Origin of the sequence: Staphylococcus marylandisciuri (assembly GCF_025519785.1) — a bacterium.
GTDB lineage: Bacteria > Bacillota > Bacilli > Staphylococcales > Staphylococcaceae > Staphylococcus > Staphylococcus marylandisciuri.
Genome location: NZ_JAOPKZ010000027.1, coordinates 1 through 4,353, shown reverse-complemented (window position 1 = coordinate 4,353; position 4,353 = coordinate 1). Strand labels below are relative to the sequence as shown.

The 4,353-nt window shown below is 30.3% G+C and carries 6 protein-coding genes and 1 pseudogene; 2 read left to right on the top strand and 5 right to left on the bottom strand.

Translation table 11 applies throughout. The features are described from left to right. Positions 1–491: 491 nt before the first annotated feature. Positions 492–644: pseudogene (locus N9R04_RS11525) on the bottom strand (IS6 family transposase); the annotation flags it as partial. A gap of 122 nt (positions 645–766) precedes the next feature. Here N9R04_RS11525 and N9R04_RS11220 point away from each other — a divergent pair. Next, on the top strand, positions 767–940 hold the full coding sequence (locus tag N9R04_RS11220; protein WP_262856866.1) for a hypothetical protein: 174 nt from the start codon (positions 767–769) through the stop codon (positions 938–940). A 188-nt stretch (positions 941–1,128) separates the two neighbouring features. On the opposite strand, the gene N9R04_RS11215 is transcribed toward N9R04_RS11220, so the two are convergent. From N9R04_RS11215 to N9R04_RS11205, 3 genes are all read right to left on the bottom strand, one after another. Next, positions 1,129–1,584: a GNAT family N-acetyltransferase gene (locus N9R04_RS11215; protein ID WP_306439872.1), complete on the bottom strand. Its 456-nt coding sequence runs from the start codon at positions 1,582–1,584 to the stop codon at positions 1,129–1,131. Positions 1,585–2,154: 570 nt separating this feature from the next. Then, positions 2,155–2,828, bottom strand: a protein-coding gene (locus tag N9R04_RS11210; protein ID WP_262856864.1) for an IS6 family transposase whose coding sequence is annotated in 2 segments (ribosomal slippage) — positions 2,155–2,624 and positions 2,624–2,828 — 675 coding nt in all. Because the reading frame shifts where the segments join, the coding sequence is not laid out codon by codon here. 182 nt (positions 2,829–3,010) lie between these two features. Continuing rightward, on the bottom strand, positions 3,011–3,742 hold the full coding sequence (locus N9R04_RS11205) for a C40 family peptidase (RefSeq protein ID WP_262856863.1): 732 nt from the start codon (positions 3,740–3,742) through the stop codon (positions 3,011–3,013). A 117-nt stretch (positions 3,743–3,859) separates the two neighbouring features. Between N9R04_RS11205 and N9R04_RS11200 the strand changes: the two genes are divergently transcribed. Further along, positions 3,860–4,222: a DUF3139 domain-containing protein gene (locus N9R04_RS11200; protein ID WP_262856862.1), complete on the top strand. Its 363-nt coding sequence runs from the start codon at positions 3,860–3,862 to the stop codon at positions 4,220–4,222. Here the strand turns inward: N9R04_RS11200 and N9R04_RS11195 are convergent. Next, positions 4,158–4,353 (bottom strand): hypothetical protein (locus N9R04_RS11195; protein WP_262856861.1); only part of this gene is annotated, 196 nt, incomplete at its 5' end. The genes N9R04_RS11200 and N9R04_RS11195 overlap by 65 nt on opposite strands.

The window sequence follows — 4,353 nt, the reverse complement described above, 5'->3', positions numbered from 1 at the left end:
GAGGCTGAGACGGCACCCTAGGAAAGCGAGCCAATAATACGAAGTATGGAATATGAAGAAGCACTCAGATGAAATGAAATAAATCATCTGAGTGCTATTTTTTTTGGGATTTATGTCCCAGCCTCTTCAACATCTCGGCAGTAGATGACTGATTTGAAAACGCGCTTGTATCAAGCTTTTTTCAATTCTAGTCATCCTTGCCGGGGCGGGACTACGAAATCCTTTTAGTCAAATTAGATTTCTGCCCCGCTCCCACTTTCTAGCTCTTTTTATTAGCTCTATTTTAAATAGGACGGATGATTGATTCACTCGTCTTATTCTGTACCGAACTCCAACAGTTGTACTTTAGTTTAGTCAATAACTTTAAAGTTTTTAGGAGACAAATCTTTTATTTTTGCTTTAATTCTTTCGTTATCTTTAGCTATATTCTTGGTGGTAGCGATACTTCAGAACCTCATATTACCTATTGTTATATGATAGTGATATGGTTAAATAAGATTATTTAGATATTGAGATGTGTAATGACACATGACTTTAAGTTTAATATCTTTAATTACTTTATAGATTGCTACCTTGGTTGACCTAGCTTGATCTCAAAGAAGTATTTGAGGTTCGCTGGGGTGTCTAATAAAAGTATACGTTGATTAATTAGCTTTGTAGTTAAAGCATTTAAACATATTGATGTTAATTCTATAACAAAAAATATATTGAAGGAGTTATGAAAATTATAAAATGGAAAAATTAAAAATAAAGTGAGGTAATAGGATTGAAGAGATACGAAACGACACTAGACGCTTATATGTTACCTAAAGATACGGCTGAAACATTCCAAAAATTAGCTAAAAGAGAAGGAAAAGAACAACTAAAACTACGACAAAAAGTAGCACCTATTAATACTCGAATGTTAGTAGGTGCTCTTTTTGTACATGTTTTTATCTAAAAAACATGATGATAAAATTAAAATTTTGTATATAATATAGAGGCGAGGGTCTATAAATAGAGCTAAAGTTCATTCCAATCAAAGGTTACTTTAGCGTTAGCATTTCCATAATCCTCTTTAAAAACATATAGATAAATTTACGTAGTAAAACAGTTCCCTATATAGTATCAAGACAAGAAGAAACTCGTTCAAACTCGTTTCAAAAACCTAATCATATCTCTACATAAAATTCCATTTTCATAAATATCTTTACTGTAATTTCGTTCAAAAAAATTAAAATCTATTTCAAACATTCTAAAACCTGCTTTTTGATAAAAAGCAATTTGTCCTATACTTGAATTGCCAGTTCCAACAATAATTTCTGTATATCCACTTTTTTTAACGTAGTTAAACAAATGAGACAACATTTTTTTACCTATACCAAGACCTTGTTTATTCTCTCTAACAGCTATGTCAAGAAGCTCAACTCTATTTTTGTTAATTTCTTTCAAAATATAACATCCTAAAACTTCAAAATTATTTTTATAAACAAAGCATTCTCCACTCTCAAGATGTTTCAACAACAATTCCTTAGACGGGTTTGCTAATAACAAAAGATCGAATGGTGCAGAATCTATAACATCTAATTTTTCAAACACATACATCCCCCCCTATGTTTTTTGAAATTATAATATATGTCAGTTGCTTTATTCCAATTGCTTTATTGACGTTGAGCCTCGGAACCCTTAACAATCCCTAAACTTATCGAATCGTCGGCTTAATAACTCACGCTATGCCGACATTCGTCTTCAAGTTTAGTTAAGGTTCTTCTCAACATCAATAAATTTTCTCGGCATAAATGCGTCGTCTATGTTTAATTCATCACATTTTTTTATAGAACTTATTCATAATGAAAAAACCAATACCAGCTAAAAGAAAAATTCCTATTATCATAAAAGCAATGCCCATAAATAACCACTCCTTTTTAAGCAAATTTTATCACAATAGTTATTGCTTTACAGGTCTATTTCCGTCGTTATAATCTAGTTAAATCCCGTAAGGGCGCACTTATACGTCGGATAAATCGACGTGTGCAAAATCGTAATCGACATTCGCCGATTTTTTATATTCGTTTTAAAGAATCGGCGTTGTGGCGCAGATATAAAAATTGGATCTGTTGCAAAGTTATAAAAATAAATCACTAGTGATGGTTTTGATGTGTTTTTTTTTTGCTATTAACTCGCCAACATGTAACTTATTTCATGACATGGTGAAAAACCGTAGATTTGAAGAGACCTGCGGTTCTTTTTATACAATCCATAAATACATTCAATGCCTTTAAGTGTATTTTTAGCTGTATTTAAATTTTGATATTTCCCTTTTCTTATTTTAATATGATGATGGTCTTGTTCAATTAAGTTGTTGAGATATTTTGACGTACGATGACAATCTTTGTTGAGGTTAAAATCTTTAATTGCTTTAGATATAGCTGCCTTTGTTGATGGTGCTTTGTCAGTGATAATCATCTTAGGTTTACTAAATTGTTTAATCAGTCGCTTAATAAATACATAAGCTGAAACCTGATCGCGTTTTTTACGCAACCAAATATCTAGTGTATGACCATCTGCATCAATCGCACGATATAAGTAGTACCATTGCCCTTTAATTTTGATATACGTTTCGTCTATATGCCACTTATAATAAGCTTTTTATTCTTTTTCTTCCAAATTTGATACAAAATAGGTGCATATTCTTGAACCCAACGATAAACGGTGGAGTGATGAACGTTCACACTACGTTCTCTTAATATTTCAGATATATCACGATAACTCAGTGCGTATCTTAAGTAGTAGCCAACGGCTACGGTTATGATATCTTGGTTAAATTGCTTATATCTGAAATAGTGCATAGAAAATACCTCTTTTTGTTAAAATTATACTACAAAATTAACTTTGCAACAGAACCATTTTTCTTCTGAATTATTGAAGGAATTCAAATCTCAATTATAGTTTTTAAAGCTTTATATTATTACATAATTATCTATTATGGGAAGTGGAGTTGTATAGGTTATACATTAATATCTTGAATTTTTTATCCTCTTTTATAAATTTTCACTCTTTTTGATTTAATATGCTTATTTAAGCTATATGGATAAAACACAGGACCAGGAGTACCTTTAACTGAGTTTGACCCAGCACCATAATAATAAGATTGCCAAACAAGTTTTGAACAATACGTAACGTTCTTAGAATATGGGTTCGCCGTTATACTGTAAGGAACACCTTTAAAATGAGTTTTTGCATAGTTCCCAGCTTTACTTCTATATTTTTTTGGCGCACGATATACTTTTATAAAACGATGTTGGGGATTTCCTTTTCTTTTTTTTAACGTATATCTTTTCCATTTGTAAAAATTATTCGTTTTTATTGCTTGTTTATATCCGGGAGCTTCTTTAATTCGTCCTTTTCCTAAATAAATCGCAGCATGCCCTGACAATCCTTTTGAACTTACACTATTTGTGATGAAATAGTCACCTTTTTTTAAATGAAATTTCTTTTTTCTTTTACGATTTTCTCGATCTATTTGATCTTGTTTTTGTTGTTCTTGCCATTCTTGTTCAGCTGTTCTTTCAAATTCTGCTTTTTCTTTACGTTCTTGGGCTTTCATTTGTTGCCATTGTGATTCAGTAATCGATTTAGACACAACACCTTCATTTTGAAGTTCTTTTAACGACTCAGAGTTAGTCGAGCTGTTATCTTGTGCATTTACACTTCCTACAGTTAAAACTGAGACACATAATAAGCTCATCATTAATTTTTTCATTAAATTCCTCCTTTAATTTGACTTTATTACATTTAGAAACATATCATAAATGTGTATCATTGTATTTAAATTTACGGAATATTAATTTAATAAATAAACTTAATTAAGGAGTTTAATATGAAAAAGTTTTTTAAAGTAACAGGAATTATCATCATTATTTTAATTATTGCTTTAGTATTAATTTTTAATATAGGAAAATATATTTATTTAGGTTATCAAAAACATGAAGAAGACAAAACCAAAGCAAAAGTTCATCATGAACTTAAGAAAAGAGGTTGGGAAAATAAAATTAAAACAGAAGAAGGGGTGTTTACATTAAATACCGGAAATAATTATACAGAAGTTACTTTTAAAGATGATCCATATAATAATTATCACTATGATTTTGAAGAGAATGGTAGAATCACTGGTGATGCTATCTTAAAAGATAAATATGATGAAAAACCAAAAGATTATAAAAAACCATATGAGATAAAATAAAATTGAAAGAGGCTGGGACATAAAGATCTTTGATTAGAGAGAATAAGGCAATTTCTATTGTAATAATACAGAAATTGCCTTTTTTACTATTATTTTGACTATAGTTAGCTCGTTGAGCTACTACTTTTCTT